Annotated in this window: 14 protein-coding genes and 3 pseudogenes; 12 read left to right on the top strand and 5 right to left on the bottom strand. The window is 61.3% G+C overall.

Going from position 1 to position 16,572, the window contains the following annotated elements:
* Positions 1–104: 104 nt before the first annotated feature.
* Positions 105–840 (top strand): annotated as a pseudogene (locus tag NKH13_RS34690) (trimethylamine methyltransferase family protein); the annotation flags it as partial.
* Between the two features lie 166 nt (positions 841–1,006).
* Here the strand turns inward: NKH13_RS34690 and NKH13_RS34685 are convergent.
* Positions 1,007–2,020, bottom strand: a complete 1,014-nt coding sequence (locus NKH13_RS34685; protein WP_352917330.1) for a GlxA family transcriptional regulator — start codon at positions 2,018–2,020, stop codon at positions 1,007–1,009.
* Positions 2,021–2,116: 96 nt separating this feature from the next.
* Between NKH13_RS34685 and NKH13_RS34680 the strand changes: the two genes are divergently transcribed.
* From NKH13_RS34680 to purU, 6 genes are all read left to right on the top strand, one after another.
* Positions 2,117–3,370, top strand: a complete 1,254-nt coding sequence (locus NKH13_RS34680; protein WP_352917328.1) for a sarcosine oxidase subunit beta family protein — start codon at positions 2,117–2,119, stop codon at positions 3,368–3,370.
* A 10-nt stretch (positions 3,371–3,380) separates the two neighbouring features.
* Complete coding sequence (locus tag NKH13_RS34675) at positions 3,381–3,686, top strand: sarcosine oxidase subunit delta (RefSeq protein WP_352917326.1); 306 nt, start codon at positions 3,381–3,383, stop codon at positions 3,684–3,686.
* Positions 3,683–6,613, top strand: coding sequence for a sarcosine oxidase subunit alpha family protein (locus NKH13_RS34670; protein WP_352917324.1), 2,931 nt, complete (start codon positions 3,683–3,685; stop codon positions 6,611–6,613). The genes NKH13_RS34675 and NKH13_RS34670 overlap by 4 nt, the downstream gene beginning before the upstream one ends.
* Positions 6,606–7,172, top strand: coding sequence for a sarcosine oxidase subunit gamma (locus NKH13_RS34665; protein WP_352917322.1), 567 nt, complete (start codon positions 6,606–6,608; stop codon positions 7,170–7,172). Before NKH13_RS34670 ends, NKH13_RS34665 begins: the two co-directional genes overlap by 8 nt.
* A complete protein-coding gene (gene folD, locus NKH13_RS34660) occupies positions 7,169–8,059 on the top strand; it encodes a bifunctional methylenetetrahydrofolate dehydrogenase/methenyltetrahydrofolate cyclohydrolase FolD (RefSeq protein ID WP_352917320.1) in 891 nt (296 codons plus the stop codon). Before NKH13_RS34665 ends, folD begins: the two co-directional genes overlap by 4 nt.
* Positions 8,060–8,141: 82 nt before the next feature.
* The gene (gene purU, locus NKH13_RS34655) at positions 8,142–9,026 is read left to right on the top strand and encodes a formyltetrahydrofolate deformylase (RefSeq protein ID WP_352917318.1); all 885 of its coding nucleotides are present in this window, start codon (positions 8,142–8,144) and stop codon (positions 9,024–9,026) included.
* 18 nt (positions 9,027–9,044) lie between these two features.
* Here purU and NKH13_RS35835 read toward each other — a convergent pair.
* Positions 9,045–9,338 (bottom strand): annotated as a pseudogene (locus NKH13_RS35835) (hypothetical protein); the annotation flags it as partial.
* 517 nt (positions 9,339–9,855) lie between these two features.
* On the opposite strand from NKH13_RS35835, the gene NKH13_RS34650 reads away from it, so the two are divergent.
* A complete protein-coding gene (locus NKH13_RS34650) occupies positions 9,856–11,025 on the top strand; it encodes a M24 family metallopeptidase (protein WP_352917316.1) in 1,170 nt (389 codons plus the stop codon).
* Between the two features lie 279 nt (positions 11,026–11,304).
* Here the strand turns inward: NKH13_RS34650 and NKH13_RS34645 are convergent, their stop codons facing one another.
* Entirely contained in the window at positions 11,305–11,466 is a 162-nt protein-coding gene (locus tag NKH13_RS34645; protein ID WP_352917314.1) for a hypothetical protein, read from the bottom strand.
* A gap of 245 nt (positions 11,467–11,711) precedes the next feature.
* On the opposite strand from NKH13_RS34645, the gene tnpA reads away from it, so the two are divergent.
* From tnpA to NKH13_RS34625, 4 genes and pseudogenes are all read left to right on the top strand, one after another.
* Positions 11,712–12,158, top strand: a complete 447-nt coding sequence (gene tnpA, locus NKH13_RS34640) for an IS66-like element accessory protein TnpA (RefSeq protein WP_352917312.1) — start codon at positions 11,712–11,714, stop codon at positions 12,156–12,158.
* Positions 12,159–13,096: 938 nt separating this feature from the next.
* Positions 13,097–13,471, top strand: a complete 375-nt coding sequence (locus tag NKH13_RS34635) for a tyrosine-type recombinase/integrase (RefSeq protein ID WP_352917332.1) — start codon at positions 13,097–13,099, stop codon at positions 13,469–13,471.
* Positions 13,366–14,037 (top strand): tyrosine-type recombinase/integrase, encoded by a 672-nt coding sequence (locus NKH13_RS34630; RefSeq protein ID WP_352917310.1) that lies wholly within the window; start codon positions 13,366–13,368, stop codon positions 14,035–14,037. Before NKH13_RS34635 ends, NKH13_RS34630 begins: the two co-directional genes overlap by 106 nt.
* Positions 14,038–14,150: 113 nt before the next feature.
* Positions 14,151–14,291 (top strand): annotated as a pseudogene (locus tag NKH13_RS34625) (transposase domain-containing protein); the annotation flags it as partial.
* Between the two features lie 305 nt (positions 14,292–14,596).
* On the opposite strand, the gene NKH13_RS34620 reads toward NKH13_RS34625, so the two are convergent.
* Positions 14,597–14,980 (bottom strand): transposase, encoded by a 384-nt coding sequence (locus NKH13_RS34620; RefSeq protein WP_352917308.1) that lies wholly within the window; start codon positions 14,978–14,980, stop codon positions 14,597–14,599.
* A gap of 23 nt (positions 14,981–15,003) precedes the next feature.
* Positions 15,004–16,572 (bottom strand): recombinase family protein (locus tag NKH13_RS34615; protein WP_352917306.1); only part of this gene is annotated, 1,569 nt, incomplete at its 5' end.

Below are 16,572 nucleotides of genomic sequence, written 5' to 3'. Positions count from 1 at the left end.
TCAATCCGAATCCATCCCTGGCGGAGCAGTTCCAAATCCTTGCCGCGTGATTGGCCTCGTGTCAGACCTCTCTGCGCTCCCATTCAGCCGTTGCAACAAAACCCGCGATGACGCCGGTGACGCTCGCCGCCGCTCTCGCGCAACAGAATGCAGAGGCGCTGTTCGGCGTCGTTCTCACGCAACTCGTCAATCCCGGCGCGCCGGTGATGTATGGGGCCTTCACCTCGAACGTCGACATGCGCTCTGGCGCTCCCGCCTTCGGGACGCCGGAAAACACGCGGGCCAATCTGATCTCTGGGCAACTAGCGCGGCGCTATGGGCTGCCGTACCGGAGCTCCAACAGCAATGCCTCGAACGCGGTGGACCTGCAGGCGGCCTACGAGACAGTCAACGCCACGTGGGGCGCCATCCTGGGGGGTGCGAATCTCATCTATCATGCCGCAGGCTGGCTCGAAGGCGGGCTGACGGCGTCCTATGAGAAGCTCATCCTCGACGTCGAGATACTGCAGAACATGATGGAGATCCTGCAGCCGCTCGATTGCTCGGAAGAGGCATTGGGTTTTGCGGCGATGGCGAGCGTGCCATCGGGCGGGCATTTTTTCGGGGCGGAGCACACGATGGCGCGTTATGAGAGCGCCTTCTACCGCCCAATGCTTTCCGACTGGAGCAATCATGGCGCGTGGCTCGAAGCGGGAGCGCATGATGCGCTCGACCGCAACGGCGCTGTGGCAGCGGGCACTTGCCGAATACGAAGAACCGAAACTTGATCCCGCGATTGCCGAGGAACTCGACGCCTATGTTGCGAAACGGTGCGAAGAGATCGGCGGCGGCGACCCGTAGCGGTTAGTTGGGTGAGCGATCGTAGGCCAGTTCAGTTGGTGGTGATGGTTGCAGGGGTCCGGGGCTGCGAGGGCGGGTGGCATGACCGTTCGGGCTTATTTCTGGTATCGCAAAAGCGGCGAACTCCGTCCGTCGCAGATCGGCCACCCGTTCTGTGACATGCTGGCTAACGGCATCGTCGGCTCGTCGTCCGATCGTGATCAGAGGTCGTACTTTGCCGTTTCACAGTCGGGCGCCTCTCCTGCGTTGGCGAAGTCCCATAATGCTGCCGGTAAGCGCGGGCGAAATGGGCATTGTTGGAAAAGCCGGTCGCCAACGCCACCTCAGTGACTGAAAGCGTGGTCTGGCGCAGAAGATCGACCGCTTTGGACAGTCGCAATTCCCTGTAGAATTGCATGACGGACTGATCGAGCTGCGTCTTGCACAGCCGTTCCAGCTGCCGCTCGCCGATGCCCGACAGTGTGGCGAGTTGGGGCAGACTCATGGGATCGGCGATGTGATCTTCCATCAAGGCGATCATGGCGATAAGTGCTGGATGGTGTACGCCATATTTCGACGTTGCATCCAGGCGCTGAGGGTCTTCAGCCGGGCGCAGACTGGTATGGATAAACCAGTCGCTCACTTCGCGCGCCAGACTCGCGCCATGATGGGCGGCAATCAAAGCGTGCATCATGTCTAAAGGTGCCGAGCCGCCCGCGCAGGTGAAACGGTCGCGGTCGATCACGAACAGCCGCCGTTCCATCAAGGCATCGGGCGCGCTGGCGCGAAGCGCATCATAATGCTTCCAGTGGATGGTAAAACGGCGCCTCTCTAAGAGTCCTGCTTTATGCAGGATCGCGGCCCCACCCGAAATTCCGCCGAGTGCCACGCCCTGCACGGAGAGCCTCCGCAGAAAGCCTGACAGTCGTTCGGCATCGACGCTGAGCGGATCGCCCCCCGCGACCACGAACAGGATGTCGAGCTCCGACGCGGATTCACCGATCGGCGCGGTATCGAACCAGCTGCCGACCGAAGACCGAGCCTTGCCGCCTAGATCGGAAAACAGAAGCAATTCATATAGCGTTCGCCCGGTCAGCAAGTTGGCCGCGCGCAAGGGTTCGACGGCGGCGGCAGCCGACATCAACGCATAGCCGTCGCACAGAAAGAAACCGAAGCGACGGGTGTGGTTGGACGATCTCATGTCCTGAATAGTACACTATGTGTCTAGTTTAGATACGCGCGATTTGAACGTTCATGCGATTAAGGCGAACGCAATGATGTTGCCGAAAGTGTTCTTATGCGTTTCTCAGCGCTTCGTGTTATCAGGGAAACCCTCACCGGCCATAAGGGCTGGCGTCCGCTCTGGCGCAATCCCGAGCCGCAATCCGCCTATGATTACGTGATCGTCGGCGGCGGTGGGCACGGTCTCGCGACGGCCTATTACCTTGCGAACACGTTCAAGCAGTCGCGCATCGCCGTGCTCGAAAAGGGCTGGCTCGGCTCCGGCAATATCGGGCGCAACACCACCATCATCCGCTCGAACTATCTGCTGCCCGGCAACGAGCCTTTCTACGAATTCTCGATGAAGCTCTGGGAGAATCTGGAGCAGGAGTTCAACTTCAACGCGATGGTCAGCCAGCGCGGCATCGTCAACCTGTTCCACACGGACGGCCAACGCGATGCTTATCGCCGGCGCGGCAATGCGGCGATTCTGGCGGGTGCGGATGCCGAGCTTCTGGAACGCGACGCGCTGCGCGCGATGATCCCGTTCCTGAACTTCGACAATGCGCGCTTTCCCGTGAAAGGCGGTCTTCTGCAACGCCGTGGCGGCACCGCGCGCCATGACGGCGTCGCCTGGGGCTATGCGCGAGGGGCTGACCGGGCCGGCGTCGATCTCATCCAGAACTGCGAAGTCACGGGCTTCCGTATCGAGAACGGACACCTGAAGGGCGTCGAGACCTCGCGCGGATATATTGGCGCGAACAAGGTCGGCGTCGCCGTGGCGGGCTCCACCAGCCGCGTGATGGCGCTGGCTGGGATGCCGCAGCTGCCGATCGAAAGCCACGTACTCCAAGCCTTCGTGTCCGAAGGGCTCAAGCCCACCATTCCAGGCGTCATTACTTTCGGCGCAGATCACTTTTATGTCAGCCAGTCCGACAAAGGCGGCCTGGTTTTCGGTGGCGACATCGACGGCTACAACTCCTATGCCCAGCGCGGCAATCTGCCGGTTATCGAAGATGTCGCCGAAGGCGGCATGGCGCTGATGCCAATGATCGGGCGCGCGCGACTCTTACGCCTATGGGGCGGCATCATGGACATGTCGATGGATGGTTCGCCCATCATCGACCGCACGCCGATCGAGGGGCTCTATCTCAATGCCGGCTGGTGCTATGGCGGCTTCAAGGCGACGCCCGCTTCCGGCTACGTTTTCGCCCAGCTGCTCGCCACCGACCGCCCCCACGAAACGGCTGCCGCCTACCGGCTGGATCGCTTCGCGCGGGGTTATGTGATCGACGAAAAGGGCGCAGGTGCCCAGCCGAACCTGCATTGAGGCCAGCCCCATGTTGATCCCCCACCCCCTTCTCGGCCTGCGCGATGCGCAGGAGTTTTCCTATCTCGGCGACGCCTCGCTCCTCGACCGCCCCGACGGCATGGCGGAGAACGCGGCGGACGCGTTCTTCTCCTACGTCTATCTGCGTGAGAATCCGGCGGGCGTGCACCGCGAATTGTGGTTCCACGAACAGGGCGACCGCTCCTGGCTCGTGGTAACGCGCAACACGGTGACGCATGAGATTCTCGGCGCGGAACTCGCCCGCGATGTGGTCTCACGCAACCGAACCCCGCGCGACGGGGGCGACGCGGCGTGAGACACTCAGGCGGCCTGATCGACCGCAGCCGCACGCTGCGCTTCACCTTCGATGGTAAGAGCTACGCCGGCCATCCCGGTGACACGCTCGCTTCGGCATTGCTGGCCAACGATGTGCGGCTGATAGGCCGCTCGTTCAAATATCACCGTCCGCGCGGGCTAATCGCGTCGGCCTCCGAGGAGCCCAACGCGCTGGTGGAGTTGCGCAGCGGCGCGCGGCGCGAGCCCAACACGCGCGCCACGATGGCCGAGCTGTTCGACGGGCTCGAAGCGCAGAGCCAGAATCGCTGGCCTTCGCTCCGCTTCGACGCGATGGCGGTCAACGACCTTTTCGCAAATTTCCTCACGGCAGGCTTCTACTACAAGACCTTCATGTGGCCGCGCGCCTTCTGGGAAAAGCTCTACGAGCCGGCGATCCGCCGCGCGGCGGGTTTGGGTAGGCTGTCGATGGAAGCCGATCCCGACCCTTACGACAAAGGATTCCTGCATTGTGACCTGCTCGTGGTCGGCGCGGGCGCGGCAGGCCTTGCAGCCGCACTGACCGCCGCGCGTGCCGGAACACAGGTCATCCTTGTGGACGAGGACCATCGCCTGGGCGGGCGGCTGCTGGCCGAGAGCCATTCGCTGGACGACCGGCCCGCCACGGAATGGATCGCAGCAGTCGTAGCCGAGTTCGCGAGCCTGCCTAATTTGCGCATTCTTCCTCGCACCACGGTGTTCGGCGCGTTCGACCATGGCGTCTATGGTGCGGTCGAGCGCGTTTCCGATCACCGTGCCAACCCCGGCATCTGCCCACACCAAACGCTTTGGCGCATCACGGCCAAGCGCACCATGTTGGCGGCAGGCGCCACCGAGCGGCACATTCCATTCAAGGACAATGACCGGCCCGGCATCATGTTGGGCGGTGCCTTGCGCGCCTATGCCAATCGCTGGGCGGTCAGCCCCGCCAAGCGCGTTGCGATTTTCACCAACAGTGATGACGGCCACCGCACAGCACTCGACCTACTCGCACGCGGCGTCGAGATCGCGGCAGTCGTGGACTCGCGGGCCGGAGTCGAAGCGAAGGGACAGTATCGCGTCATCAGCGATGCCATGGTCAGCGGCTCCAAGGGGCGGCTGGGCCTGCGCTCGATCGAAGTCACGCGCGGCGGCAGCACGGAATGGATCGCGTGCGGCGCGCTCGGTGTGTCGGGCGGCTGGAACCCGAACGTGCACCTCGCCTCGCATCAGCGCGGCCGTCCGGTCTGGAACGAGGCGCAGCAGACCTTCGTGCCGCCTACCGAGCTGCCCGGAGGCATGATCGTTGCCGGTGCGGCAGCGGGCCGGGGCACGACTCATGCGGCACTGGTGTCAGGCGCGGAAGCTGCTGTCCGTGCCCTGAACGAAATTGGCATCGCCGCCACGCTGCCCGAACTGCCCGCTGCGGAAGACGCGCCTGCAAACCTGAGCCCGCTCTGGCATGTACCGGGCAAGCACCGGGCCTGGATCGACTTCCAGAACGATGTGACGGTCAAGGACGTCAAGCTTTCGCACCAGGAGAACATGCGCTCGGTCGAGCATCTCAAGCGCTGGACCACGCTCGGCATGGCGACCGACCAAGGCAAGACGGCCAATGTCACCGCCCTCGCCGTGATGGCCGAAATGACCGGCAAGGGGATCGCCGAAACCGGCACGACCATCTTCCGCCCGCCTTACACGCCGGTCTCGATCTCGGTTCTCGGCGGAGGAAACACGGGAGCGCATTTCCGCCCGCGCCGTCTGACGCCCAGCCATCAATGGGCAACGTCCCAGGGTGCCGTCTTTGTGGAAGTTGGTCAGTGGATGCGCGCGCAATATTTCGTGCGGCTTGGCGAGACCCACTGGCGGCAGTCGGTCGACCGCGAGGTGCTGGCGACGCGCAAGGGCGTCGGCATTTGTGACGTGACCACGCTCGGCAAGGTCGATGTGCAGGGCGCGGACGCGGCCGAATTCCTCGACCGTCTCTATTGCAACGCCATGAAGAGCCTGAGGACCGGCATGGTCCGCTATGGCCTCATGCTGCGCGAGGACGGGCAGGCCTGGGACGACGGCACCTGCGCGCGCCTAGGCGAGACCCATTATGTGGTGACGACCACCACTGCCAATGCCGGCACGGTCTACCGCCACATGGAGTTCGCACGGCAATGCTTATGGCCGGAACTCGATGTGCAGCTGATCTCCACCACCGATGCCTGGGCGCAGTTTTCGGTGGCAGGACCCAATGCGCGCAAGCTGCTCGAACGCATGGTGGATGGGTTCGATCTCTCGAACGAGGCCTTCCCCTTCATGGCCTGCGCGAACCTGTCGGTTTGCGGGGGTTTGCGCGCGCGGCTTTTCCGCATCTCGTTCTCTGGCGAACTGGCTTACGAGATCGCGGTGCCCGCGCGCTACGGAAACGCCTTGATGGCCCGTCTCGTGGAATTGGGACAGGATCTGGGCGCGACCCCTTACGGCACGGAGGCGCTCGGCGTGCTTCGCATCGAAAAGGGCCACGCCGCCGGCAACGAGCTGAACGGCCAGACCACGGCGCAGATGCTGGGCATGGGCCGCATGGTCTCGGCCAAGAAGGATTCCGTCGGCGCGCTGATGTCGCGGCGCGAGGGCCTGCTTGCCGACACGCGGGTGTTGATAGGACTCCAGCCGGTGGACCCGTCCGAGCCCGTCGTGGCCGGCTCGCACCTCTTCGCGGAAGGGGCGACGCAAGAAACTGCAACCGATCAGGGCTGGATCACCTCGGCCTGCTTCTCCCCGCATGTCGGCTCGAGCATCGGCCTGGGCTTCCTCGCGGATGGCGCGGCGCGTCAGGGCGAGGTGATCGTCGCGGCCAATCCGATTCAGAATCAGAGCGTTCGCCTGCGCGTCGTTTCCGCCCACTTCGTCGATCCGGAAGGAGAGCGTCTGCGTGCATGACCTCAAGCCCATCACCGCGCTTGGCCGCGACACGGCGCGCCGCCTCCACCATGGCGCTCTCGAACTCGAAGAGAACACCGAACTGGCGCTCGCCTCGCTGGCCCTGCGCCGCGGCGCAACGCAACCCAAGCCCTGCGGCATAGACTTGCCCGGGCCCGGCGTGTGGGCCCAATCCGACGAGATCGCCGCGTTCTGGACGGGCCCGGATCAGTGGATGGTCGAAGGGCAAAACCGAGCGGATAGCGACTTTACGTCCGAGGTTGCCGCTCTGTGTCCAGGCTGCTCCGCCACCGAACAGAGCGATGGCTTCGCAGCCTTCGAAATCCGCTCATCCGCCGGCGAAACGCCGATTCTGCAGTTGATGGCGAAGCTCGTGAACATCGACCCGATCCGTTTCCCGTCTGGCTCGGCGACGCGCACCGGCCTGGAACATATGAGCGTGTTCGTGATCCGGCGCGCCGCTCATCACATCGCGATCCTGGGCATGCGCTCGGCTGCCGGCTCGATCTGGCATGCGCTTAAAAGTCACATCCTGCGCATTGAAGACAGAAAACCATGAGCGCGCATCTGATCGACGGAAAGGCCTTTGCCGCCCGCCTGCGCGAGAAGGTTGCCGCTTCCGTTGCCATACTGAAGGCGGAACAGGGCATAGTGCCGGGATTGGCAGCGGTGCTGGTGGGAAACGATCCGGCCAGCGCCGTCTATGTCCGCAACAAGGGCGTTCAGACCGTTGCAGCGGGCATGGCGACTTTCGAGCACAAGCTGCCCGCTCAAACGGCCGAAGTGGAGCTGCTGGCGCTGATCGCGCAACTGAATGCCGACCCGGCGGTTCACGGCATTCTGGTGCAGCTGCCGCTGCCCCCGCATATCGATGCCGATGCGGTCATCAACGCGATCAATCCCGCCAAGGATGTCGACGGCTTCCACGTCACGAATGTCGGCCTGCTGGCAACCGGCCAGCGCTCGATGATCCCTTGCACGCCGCTCGGCTGCCTGATGCTTCCGCGCGAGCATTTCGGCAATCTGGCCGGCCGTAAAGCCGTGGTGGTCGGGCGCTCCAATATCGTCGGCAAGCCGATGGCCCAGCTTCTGCTGCGCGAAAGCTGCACCGTGACGATCGCCCATAGCCGGACTGAAAACCTTGCCGCGATCTGCCGTCAGGCCGACATTCTGGTTGCCGCAGTGGGGCGGGCAGAGATGATCACCGGCGATTTCATCAAGCCGGGTGCGGTGGTGATCGATGTCGGCATCAACCAGATCGAGTGGGAAGACCGGGTGCGGCTCGTTGGCGATGTGCAGCGCGACAGCGCCGCCGGGATCGCCGGCGCCCTGACGCCCGTGCCGGGTGGCGTCGGACCGATGACGATCGCTTGTCTTCTTGCGAACACCCTGACCGCCTGCTGCCGCATCAGCGGGCTGGAAGATCCCGAAGGATTAGCTGCCTGATCGACACGGCGTGTCCTTTCATGATTGCTCTCGCATTTCTCCCGTCCGCGATGGCCGGACCTATTTCTTTCTGGATGGACCCATGAGCAAGTATATTCTGACCGTGACATGCACCAGCCGGCGCGGCATCGTCGCGGCCTTAGCGGGCTTTCTCGCTCAGAACGGCTGCAACATCAATGACAGCGCACAATACGACGATCCCGAAACCGATCGCTTCTTCATGCGGATGAGTTTCATCAGCGAGGAGGGGCGTGGCCTGCAAGAACTGCGAGAAGGCCTTGCCGAGGTGGCAAATGACTTCGACATGAGCTTCGACATTCACGACGTCCAAGCGAAGATGAAGGTCGTCCTGATGGTCTCGCGCTTCGGTCACTGCCTGAATGACCTGCTCTACCGCTGGCGCATCGGCGCCCTGCCCATCGACATCGTTGCCGTCATCTCCAACCACCTCGACTACCAGAAGGTGGTCGTCAACCACGACCTGCCTTTCCACCATGTGCCCGTCACTAAAGCCAACAAGCCGCAGGCCGAAGCCCGAATCATGGAGATTGTAGAGGAGACGCGCGCCGAGCTCATCGTGCTCGCGCGCTACATGCAGGTCCTATCGGATGCGATCTGCCAGAAGATGTCGGGTCGCATCATCAACATCCACCACTCGTTTCTGCCTTCGTTCAAAGGGGCTAACCCCTATAAGCAGGCCTTCGAGCGCGGGGTAAAGCTGATCGGCGCCACCGCACACTATGTGACGGCTGACTTGGATGAAGGTCCGATCATCGAGCAGGATGTGGCGCGCATTACCCATGCGCAGAGCTCAGCCGACTATGTGTCTATCGGACGTGACGTGGAAGCGCAGGTACTGGCCCGCAGCATCCATGCGCATATCCAGCACCGCACTTTCCTCAACGGCGATCGCACCGTGGTTTTCCCGCCATCGCCCGGCGCACATGCTTCCGAGCGGATGGGGTGAAGGGCTTAAGTGGTGTTGTCACGTTAAGTCCCTCTGCTTGAGAAGTCTTGAGGCGTCTTTAGTTTTCAGGCGACGTAGGCCGCAATTTTTCCAGGCATCGAAAGCCTCGAGGCGATGGTAGCGAACTGTTTGTGCAGCACGGCGGGAGGGAACTGAAAAGCAGTTGCGGGTAGCTGAGTGCATGGAGACGAAACGTTGCAACGCTCGCGGCGATCGGTGGCCTTAATGGTTCGTTCCCGTTTTCCGAAACGGAAGATGGTTATCGGCGCGATTGTTGAGGCCCTTCTGCGACCAATAGTCGAGACCGGGCGCCGAAGGTCGCCGCTCCTACACCATGCCTCGGGACTTCACCCAAGCAGGGCACGCGAAAAGCAAACCCAATGCAGACTACTTGCGTAGCCCCGGGTCAAGGCCCAGATCGTCCTTCGGGGCATCTCGCTTCCAGATCATGACATATGCAAACTGAATTTGACGCGAGTCGGTCTGCGATTGACAGTCAGATGATCGAAGCAACACAGGCGAACTTAATGCCAAGAGTCGAAACATTTCGGAATCTGCAGAGCAAGGCAACCGAGTGGCGCCGCTACCTTCAGCACCATCCTGAGCTCGAATACCGCTAAACAACACGGCAAGGTTCGTGCCCGAAATGCTGGCTTCGTTTGGTATCATTCACATCGAAACGGGGATGGCTGAAGCGAGCATCGTTGCATGGCAATTTGGCACGGTCGCGGCCCCTGCGCTGCTTCCCGGCTTACAAGACGGTGGGGTGCGTGTCCATGCCCGTCACACAACAACTGAAGACCACATCCGACAAAGGAGTTAAAGTCAAATGGCAATGGCAAAAGGGCCGCAGGCGTTCCCACGGACGGAATATCTGCGACGGCTGTCCGCAGTTAAGGCGGAAATGGAACGACGCCAGATCAATGCGTTGCTGGTAAACACTTCGGCCGATATTACCTATCTTACAGGATACACTGCTAAATCCGGTTACGTCCCGGAAGCGCTTATAATTTCCTTGAAAGATGAGGAGCCGACGTTCGTGACCCGCCGTTGCGATGCACCGGGCGCGGTTCATCAAATGTTCTTCGACAGCAGCCGAGTTATTGGGTATCCAGAAGCTCTTATCGCCAACCCAAACACGGACGGTTATGATGCGATTATCGACTTCCTGCATGACGACGGGCTTACCAAGGGCGGGGTGGGGATTGAATCAAGATCCCTCAGGCCGGAAGCGATAGAGAAATTCAGGACCAGGATGCCAGAAGCCACTTTTGTGGATTTCAGCAAAGCAGTCGCTTGGATCCGGCTGACGAAGTCCGACCTCGAAATTGATGTGATGCGAGAGGCGTCCGCAATCACCGATGCGGGGATGTTGCGAGCGGTAGAGGTAATTCGCCCTGGCGTAAGAGAGGCTGATGCTGCCGCAGAGATCGTTTCGACGTTGATCCGGGGTGCCAATGGTAAGCCAGGCACAGATCTATCGCACTTTCTTTTATGTGCCTCGCCGCGTTCCGCCACGCCGCACATCAGGTGGGCCGAAGATGTTTTCCGCGACGGTTCGCAGGTCAACCTTGAGTTTAGCGGTGTCCGTCATGGGTATACCTCTGGGCTGATGCGGACGCTCTCAATCGGCAAACCTTCGGAGCAGTTGCGTCGAGTTCACGAGGGAGAGGTAGCCGGGTTGGAAGCTGCGCTTGCCGCGGTCAAGCCCGGTGCCACTTGTGCCGATGTCGCTTCGGCTTTCAACAAGACGCTCAAAAAGCATGGTTTTGAGAAAGAAACTAGATGCGGTTACGCCCAAGGGATCGAATGGCTGGAACCAACGGCTAGTCTCAAGGAAGATGACCTGACTGTGCTTCGTCCGAACATGACTTTTCACCTGATGCTCGGAAATTGGATAGACGAAGACTTCGGCTATGTGATCAGCGAAAGCTTTCGCGTTACCGAGAGCGGCGCCGAAACATTCTCTCGCCTGCCAAGGGTAATCTTCGAAATCTGATTGCAGGTTGCACCGAACGACCCGTCTTTGCAAAGAAGGCTCGGGCGGGGCGGGGGAACGATGCCTGCGATCGCATGAAAGAGCAATGTCGTCAGAAAGGCTCTCGGTAGCCGCTGTTTGCAAAGAGGACACCCTGAACCAGCTATAGTAGACTCTGCTATTTTTTGTTACGCCTAGGGCGCGGGAATCCTGGAATGGGTAGCGATGCGCGCTGTGATCAAGTGTGTCGCGCCGAAGCACACCTTACTCTGGAAGGGAGAACGCAGCAGATCAGGTCAGTCAATCACGATCACTGGGAGTCGGAAGGTACAATCCAAGACTGCCTGCGACGCTGATCCAGCTCGCCTGATTGTGGCCGCGCCCTAAACCGCGATCGGGGCTCACCAGGCGGATGTGGCGCGCGAGTTTCTGTGCCCATTGCTCGGCGATCAGCGCGTACATGTGTTAAGCGACGCCAATTCGTCCAGGTAGCGAGTGAAATGTGCGAGTGGAAGTTCGCGATTTTGTCGAATCACTCGGACGCGTGACGGGATCCCACACACCATGATTGGCGCGTTCGCAACTTTTGAGCAGATTCGCGGGACTCTCCGGCTTCAGGCGACCACGTATCGTATGCGCTGTTTGGGTGGCACCTTTCGCGCGTAGATGTAAGAGACGATGCTGGAGGCCTTTGAGGGCTTCGACATATGACGATTTCAGAGTTTACGCTTAAGCCCAGGGACGAGGAGCCGGTCCGTCGGCTGGAGATCTTCACGGGTTCAGGTCGTCGGCGTGAGTGGCCGCCGGAGGCGAAGGCCCGGATGGTGGCGGAGAGCTACGAGGCGGGTGAGACGGTTTGTGCAGTGGCGCGCCGGTATGGCCTTTCACCGCAGCAATTGTTCACCTGGCGTCGGGCTGCTCGCCCGCCGATGCAGGAGGCAGCGATATCGGAATCCATGTTCGTGCCCGCGCTGGTGACGGCGCCGCTCCCGAAGGCTGCGGCGAAGCATCCGGCAGAGCCCAGGAGGCGGGAATCGGCTCGAGACGCTGGTATGATCAAGCTCGAGATCGACGGTATCGCAATGCGGGTAGGTCGTGGGGCGGATTCGAAGACGGTTGCAGCGGTGATCCGTGCGCTGAGGGCAATGTCGTGATCGGGCCAATGGGAGCGGTCAAGGTCATGGTGGCGACGAAGCCGGTCGACTTCCGCAATTATGTGGAGCGCCGGATTATGCGGAGTGCGCAGCAACCAAGGCCGCTTCGTCCTTTGATTCCAATGTGTTAGAACACTCTATCTGCTTTCTTGCTCGGCATAATTGTTGTCGTCTCTCGACGTCATTTGACCTCGAGAGGAGACCACATTGTCAAAGTCGAAGGAAGTTCTGCTTGAATGCACGCGATTGATGGACCCGGGCGGCTTGCGACCGTTCGTAGAAGCGTTCACGAGCCGATTGTTGAGCCTGGGACACAGCTGACGGTGTCAGGCTACGAAGCCTCGGCTCGTCACTTCGGACATTGGCTGCAAAGCGCCGAGATCGCTGTCGCGGAGATCACGAGGATACGGTTCGCCGCTTTGCGCGACATCGATGCCGCTGTCCCGGCGTTCGACGAGCCGATCGCCTGTCCGCCAAATACGTGAACCGGACGCGGCGGTTCGTGAGCTTTCTGGCGGAATGCGAGGTCGTTACGCCATTGACGCAGGATGAGCCGCGTGCCCACGACGACCAAGTCCTTGCATTCCAGATTTGGCTGAGACGGCACCGGGGCATTTCTGAGCGCACAATCGGTCGGCATGGCCGAATGGTCATGCGGCTGCTTCCGGCTTTGGGTCCCGATCCAAGGCACTACGATGCCCGTCTTATTCGGCAAGCGATCCTGGATGAAGGCAAGCGAACTTCGCCAGCTTACCTCAAGACAATGACGATGGCGCTGCGGGGCTCACCTCAGATATTTGGCAACCCAAGGCCTATACCGGCCGGGGCTTGATCATGCGATCCCGACGGTACCGCAATGGCGGTTGTCGGCCTTGCCGCGCTACATCTCCCCGGCGGAAGTCGAGCGGGTCATTGCGTCGTGCGACGTTACGACGCCAATGGGCATCCGCGACCGCGCGGTGCTTCTGCCACTTGCACGTCTCGGCCTGCGCGCCGGCGACATTTCGGGAATGCGCCTCGACGACATTGACTGGCGCGAGGGAACCTTGCGTGTCCGCGGCAAAGGACGCCGCGAGGTCCAGCTTCCGCTGCCCCAGGACGCTGGCGACGCGATTATCGACTATCTGCGAGACGCCCGTCCGCCATTCGGTCTTTCTTCAGATATGCGTCGTTCGAGGAGCCGGCCCATAGCGCTCAGATTCAACGCGTGCTCGCGATCCCGAGCAAGCGATGCGACAAGCGAGAGCTTCAGTTTCTCACCAGGCCCGAGATTGAAGCGATCCTGGCCTGTCCGGATCGCAGCACATGGCTGAGACGGCGTGATCACACTCTGCTGTTGCTGGCCGCGCAAACGGGGCTGCGGGTCTCGGAGATCATCGATCTCGACCGGGACTCGGTGATGATGGGGCACGGTGCCCACGTGCGATGCGTTGGCAACGGCCGCAAGGAGCGAAGTACGCCGCTCACCAAGGTTGCACAGCAAGCCCATCGGGGCTGGCTCAACGAGCCCAGGAAGCGGGGCGCAACGGCTCTCTTTCCGAACACGCAAGGCAGCAAGCTGAGCGCCGACGGCGTGCAGGCGCTGCTGAACAAATATGTCGCCAAGGCTCGCGAACACTGCGTCACCCTCCGCTCGAAGCGGGTGTCGCCCCATGTTTTGAGGCACAGCGCTGCCATGGAGCTGCTGCAGGCGGGCGTCGATTGTTCGGTCATCGCCCTATGGCTGGGCCATGAGGCGATGGAAACGACGCTGACTTATCTTCACGCACATCTTGAGCTGAAGGAATCCGCACTTGCCAAGCTGAAGCCATACGAACGCGCAAAGGCCGAACGATTTCGACCAAACGACCGGCTTCTTGAGTTCCTGAACGCCCTTTGAGCATAGAACTATGCCGAGTGTCAACGACCGGTTCTTGGTCGAAATGGCGGGCAAAGCGCTTCATACCGCCATGATCGGAAGAGGCGCTCGGCATAGTTCGGCGGTCGGCATAAACATGCAAGCTCAACGGCGTCGAGCCGCACACCTACCTCGTTGACGTGATCGCCCGGATCGTCGCCGGCCATCCACAAGGCCAGATCGACGATCTGCTGCCTTGGGCCTACAGACCCATGCCGCTCAAGGCCGTGGCCTGAGAACAGCGCATACGCTGAAGGATTACATTCGGTTTTCTCTGTCCCGGCATTGGTCAAGCGGTTTTCATTTACATCGACTTTCTCCATCATTGTCGCCTTGGCGTTGGTTGATCTGGAACAGTCTTCTCTTCGTGCTCGGCGCTTGGCCGGCACAGGATGGCGTTCATCTGGGCAGGGGTGGAGCCATCTTATTCACGGCGTTCCTTGGTCGGCCGACGGCACACCAAACGGACGGTCGCTCTCACCCTCACTCGTCCCTTGCCGGGACTTCCGCCGCAGCGGATACGATTGTTCAAAATCCTCGACTAGACGTTGGCAAGCGCCGTTTTCTGCCACCGGAACGGCTCGCCCGTCAGCCACATCTTGTGCAGGGTGACTGCAATCCGGCGTGCAAGGGCAACGCGCGCCTTCGCGAGGCCGCGGCTCTTCGCAATCTTCATTGCCCACGCCTTCATCGACGACCAAAAACCCTGGTCTCGTCGAAGGGTGATCTGAGCGACCACGTAGAGCATGTGGCGCGTGTGGCGATCGCCCATCTTGCTGATCCTCCCCGCCAGATCAATTTCACCCGAGCTGTATCTGCGCGGCGTAAGACCGAAATGCGCCCCAACATTGCGCGAACGACGGAACCGGGCAGGATCATCGACACTCGCTCTGAACGACAGCGCAACGTGTGCTCCTGGTCCCACGTCATAATGCCCATCTCGCTACGCTATTGAAAGACAAGGGTTTTCTGATCCGAATCTGATGATAGCGGCCCCTTGGAGCACGACTTGATCCGCTCGATCAGATGCGAATCTTCGATATTTCCTCGTTTGATAACCCAAGGTGCGCCCATGCAATATTGCCGGGCAGGGATGATGCCGGCGCGAATCTGGCGAAGGACCGTCGCAGGGCTCAGATTGAGCATGCTGGCGGCTTCAGTCAACGTGACTTCGCCGCGCTCGGCCCATTCGCCATCCCTGTAGACCGCGACGTCGTGCGTATTGCGGAAGCCCCGCACACGCGACTGTGTCCATCCATTCGATCGACCTGTCCGCTTTCCCATCCGGTTGAGCATGCCGGCAATGGCCTTGTCAGGCATCATTCGTGCGCAGGCGCGGATCAACTCCACCGTCTCAGGCTCGACGCACCATCGCGTCTGACCCCGCCGGTTCTTTCTCACCGTCAGGCTGGTGTGATCGCCACCCTGCCAATGCAACAACAAATGAACCTCGTCACCCTCGACCTGTGCCACGATCTCGCGCAACACGACCCGGACGATACGCTTGCGCGTGACGGAAGTGGCCGCCGGATGATGCCAGGCAGCCTCTAGATCGGCCCCCATTTGCAATAGACGCTGGCGCTCCTCGACGCCCAAAGCTGCCGGCCGCTGTCGCAGCAGGGCCTCCAATTCTTCCTCGAGAGCGCGTACGCTCGCGAGGGCGCCATTCCACCGTCGCTCAAGTTCGCTAGCTACCAGACGATTGTCGGGGTCGACCGTGTCATACTGTCGGTGCGCCCTGGTTGCCTCATATCGCGTCTGTTCGAGCGCCAACTCGATCTGGCGCTGTTTTTCGCCAGACTGGTGCTCGCACTGCGTGATCGCTTGGATGGCCGCTTCAACGCCGAGCGGCTGCAGCAACCGCACGATCGCGACACCCACCGCTTCGTCGACGCGCAGTGCGCCGAACGAGATACAGGGATCACCGCCAGGGTTGCTTCGGGTGGCGTCACACTTATAGCGGCCGACATTGCCCTTGGTGCCGTTGTAGCTGACAAGCAGGCGGCGGCCGCAATGGCCGCAGCGCAGCAGGCCCGCGAGCAAAGCCTCCCCCTTGCGCACCGGCCCGCGCACCATCATGCCCTTGCCGTTGGCATTGTCAGCGATCAGCCGTTGGTTCCTTTCAAACTCCGCCCAGGACAAATAGCCTTCGTGATGGTCAACGAGCAAGACAGCCCAATCTGAACGATCTTTGCGACGGCCGCGCACGATTCGCTTGCGGCCGTTTTCGATTATCGTCCGACTTCCGGTTCGGCCAAAGGCGTAAGCGCCGGCATAAACAGGATTGGTGAGAAGATTGCTCACCGTCGCATAGACCGGCAGCTTCCACAGCACCTGGCGTTGTCCGGAGTTCCTGGAGTTGAGGTACGGCAGCGCGATCTGGTCGCTTCGAAGCGACAAGAACACTTGGCGGAGGTTTTGTTGCAACGGCTGAATGGGAGCGCAGAGAGGTCTGACACGAGGCCAATCACGCGGCAAGGATTTGGAACTGCTCCGCCAGGGATGGATTCGGATTGA

Origin of the sequence: Mesorhizobium sp. M1348 (assembly GCF_040317925.1) — a bacterium.
Lineage (GTDB): Bacteria > Pseudomonadota > Alphaproteobacteria > Rhizobiales > Rhizobiaceae > Mesorhizobium.
The sequence above is the reverse complement of the archived record's forward strand: the minus strand, read 5'-3'. Positions and strand labels throughout refer to the sequence as shown.

Coding starts and splice junctions, on each gene's coding strand:
- NKH13_RS34650 (WP_352917316.1), top strand. CDS start 9,856: ATGGCAATGGCAAAAGGGCCGCAGGCGTTCCCACGGACGGAATATCTG.
- folD (WP_352917320.1), top strand. CDS start 7,169: ATGAGCGCGCATCTGATCGACGGAAAGGCCTTTGCCGCCCGCCTGCGC.
- NKH13_RS34680 (WP_352917328.1), top strand. CDS start 2,117: ATGCGTTTCTCAGCGCTTCGTGTTATCAGGGAAACCCTCACCGGCCAT.
- NKH13_RS34685 (WP_352917330.1), bottom strand. CDS start 2,020: ATGAGATCGTCCAACCACACCCGTCGCTTCGGTTTCTTTCTGTGCGAC.
- purU (WP_352917318.1), top strand. CDS start 8,142: ATGAGCAAGTATATTCTGACCGTGACATGCACCAGCCGGCGCGGCATC.
- NKH13_RS34635 (WP_352917332.1), top strand. CDS start 13,097: ATGGGCATCCGCGACCGCGCGGTGCTTCTGCCACTTGCACGTCTCGGC.
- NKH13_RS34675 (WP_352917326.1), top strand. CDS start 3,381: ATGTTGATCCCCCACCCCCTTCTCGGCCTGCGCGATGCGCAGGAGTTT.
- tnpA (WP_352917312.1), top strand. CDS start 11,712: ATGACGATTTCAGAGTTTACGCTTAAGCCCAGGGACGAGGAGCCGGTC.
- NKH13_RS34645 (WP_352917314.1), bottom strand. CDS start 11,466: ATGTACGCGCTGATCGCCGAGCAATGGGCACAGAAACTCGCGCGCCAC.